We start from the raw sequence: 3095 nt of genomic DNA on the forward strand, positions 1-3095 counted from the left end.
GCCTCGCTTCAGCAAATTGGGTATGTGACAGCTTTCGGTGTTTTGTGAGTATCGAACTTTCGGTTCATTTCGTCTTCACACACCGCAATCTGATGCTCTTTCGAGTAGTCAAATTGCTTGGGTGTTATATGGTCAAGCCTCACGGGCAATTAGTATTGGTTAGCTCAACGCCTCACAGCGCTTACACACCCAACCTATCAACGTCGTAGTCTTCGACGGCCCTTCAGGGAACTCAAGGTTCCAGTGAGATCTCATCTTGAGGCTAGTTTCCCGCTTAGATGCTTTCAGCGGTTATCTATTCCGAACATAGCTACCCGGCAATGCCACTGGCGTGACAACCGGAACACCAGAGGTTCGTCCACTCCGGTCCTCTCGTACTAGGAGCAGCCCCTCTCAAATCTCAAACGTCCACGGCAGATAGGGACCGAACTGTCTCACGACGTTCTAAACCCAGCTCGCGTACCACTTTAAATGGCGAACAGCCATACCCTTGGGACCGGCTTCAGCCCCAGGATGTGATGAGCCGACATCGAGGTGCCAAACACCGCCGTCGATATGAACTCTTGGGCGGTATCAGCCTGTTATCCCCGGAGTACCTTTTATCCGTTGAGCGATGGCCCTTCCATACAGAACCACCGGATCACTAAGACCTACTTTCGTACCTGCTCGACGTGTCTGTCTCGCAGTCAAGCGCGCTTTTGCCTTTATACTCTACGACCGATTTCCGACCGGTCTGAGCGCACCTTCGTACTCCTCCGTTACTCTTTAGGAGGAGACCGCCCCAGTCAAACTACCCACCATACACTGTCCTCGATCCGGATAACGGACCTGAGTTAGAACCTCAAAGTTGCCAGGGTGGTATTTCAAGGTTGGCTCCACGCGAACTGGCGTCCACGCTTCAAAGCCTCCCACCTATCCTACACAAGCAAATTCAAAGTCCAGTGCAAAGCTATAGTAAAGGTTCACGGGGTCTTTCCGTCTAGCCGCGGATACACTGCATCTTCACAGCGATTTCAATTTCACTGAGTCTCGGGTGGAGACAGCGCCGCCATCGTTACGCCATTCGTGCAGGTCGGAACTTACCCGACAAGGAATTTCGCTACCTTAGGACCGTTATAGTTACGGCCGCCGTTTACCGGGGCTTCGATCAAGAGCTTCGCGTTAGCTAACCCCATCAATTAACCTTCCGGCACCGGGCAGGCGTCACACCCTATACGTCCACTTTCGTGTTTGCAGAGTGCTGTGTTTTTAATAAACAGTCGCAGCGGCCTGGTATCTTCGACCGGCATGAGCTTACGGAGCAAGTCCTTCACCCTCACCGGCGCACCTTCTCCCGAAGTTACGGTGCCATTTTGCCTAGTTCCTTCACCCGAGTTCTCTCAAGCGCCTTGGTATTCTCTACCCAACCACCTGTGTCGGTTTGGGGTACGGTTCCTGGTTACCTGAAGCTTAGAAGCTTTTCTTGGAAGCATGGCATCAACCACTTCGTCACCCAGAGGGTAACTCGTCATCAGCTCTCGGCCTTAGAATCCCGGATTTACCTAAGATTCCAGCCTACCACCTTAAACTTGGACAACCAACGCCAAGCTGGCCTAGCCTTCTCCGTCCCTCCATCGCAATAACCAGAAGTACAGGAATATTAACCTGTTTTCCATCGACTACGCTTTTCAGCCTCGCCTTAGGGACCGACTAACCCTGCGTCGATTAACGTTGCGCAGGAAACCTTGGTCTTTCGGCGTGGGTGTTTTTCACACCCATTGTCGTTACTCATGTCAGCATTCGCACTTCTGATACCTCCAGCAAGCTTCTCAACTCACCTTCACAGGCTTACAGAACGCTCCTCTACCGCATCACCCGAGGGTGATACCCGTAGCTTCGGTGTATGGTTTGAGCCCCGTTACATCTTCCGCGCAGGCCGACTCGACTAGTGAGCTATTACGCTTTCTTTAAAGGGTGGCTGCTTCTAAGCCAACCTCCTAGCTGTCTAAGCCTTCCCACATCGTTTCCCACTTAACCATAACTTTGGGACCTTAGCTGACGGTCTGGGTTGTTTCCCTTTTCACGACGGACGTTAGCACCCGCCGTGTGTCTCCCATGCTCGGCACTTGTAGGTATTCGGAGTTTGCATCGGTTTGGTAAGTCGGGATGACCCCCTAGCCGAAACAGTGCTCTACCCCCTACAGTGATACATGAGGCGCTACCTAAATAGCTTTCGAGGAGAACCAGCTATCTCCGAGCTTGATTAGCCTTTCACTCCGATCCACAGGTCATCCGCTAACTTTTCAACGGTAGTCGGTTCGGTCCTCCAGTTAGTGTTACCCAACCTTCAACCTGCCCATGGATAGATCGCCCGGTTTCGGGTCTATTCCCAGCGACTAGACGCCCTATTAAGACTCGCTTTCGCTACGCCTCCCCTATTCGGTTAAGCTCGCCACTGAAAATAAGTCGCTGACCCATTATACAAAAGGTACGCAGTCACCCAACAAAGTGGGCTCCCACTGCTTGTACGCATACGGTTTCAGGATCTATTTCACTCCCCTCTCCGGGGTTCTTTTCGCCTTTCCCTCACGGTACTAGTTCACTATCGGTCAGTCAGTAGTATTTAGCCTTGGAGGATGGTCCCCCCATATTCAGACAAAGTTTCTCGTGCTCCGTCCTACTCGATTTCATGACTAAGAGATTTTCGCGTACAGGGCTATCACCCACTATGGCCGCACTTTCCAGAGCGTTCCGCTAATCTCAAAGCCACTTAAGGGCTAGTCCCCGTTCGCTCGCCACTACTAAGGGAATCTCGGTTGATTTCTTTTCCTCAGGGTACTTAGATGTTTCAGTTCCCCTGGTTCGCCTCTTACGCCTATGTATTCAGCGTAAGATAACCATCTTATGATGGCTGGGTTCCCCCATTCAGACATCTCCGGATCAAAGTCTGTTTGCCGACTCCCCGAAGCTTTTCGCAGGCTACCACGTCTTTCATCGCCTCTGACTGCCAAGGCATCCACCGTATGCGCTTCTTCACTTGACCATATAACCCCAAGCAATCTGGTTATACTGTGAAGACAACATTCGCCGAAAATTCGATCATACTCAATTAAGAG

1 rRNA gene is annotated in these 3095 nt (G+C 51.6%); it reads right to left on the reverse strand.

Annotation, left to right across the window (positions count from 1 at the left end):
* Window positions 1–128 precede the first annotated feature (128 nt).
* Window positions 129–3022: ribosomal RNA gene (locus BLL38_RS29620) — 23S ribosomal RNA — on the reverse strand.
* Window positions 3023–3095: the final 73 nt, after the last annotated feature.

The sequence above is a fragment of the Pseudomonas gessardii genome (genome assembly GCF_001983165.1).
Taxonomy (GTDB): domain Bacteria; phylum Pseudomonadota; class Gammaproteobacteria; order Pseudomonadales; family Pseudomonadaceae; genus Aquipseudomonas; species Aquipseudomonas gessardii.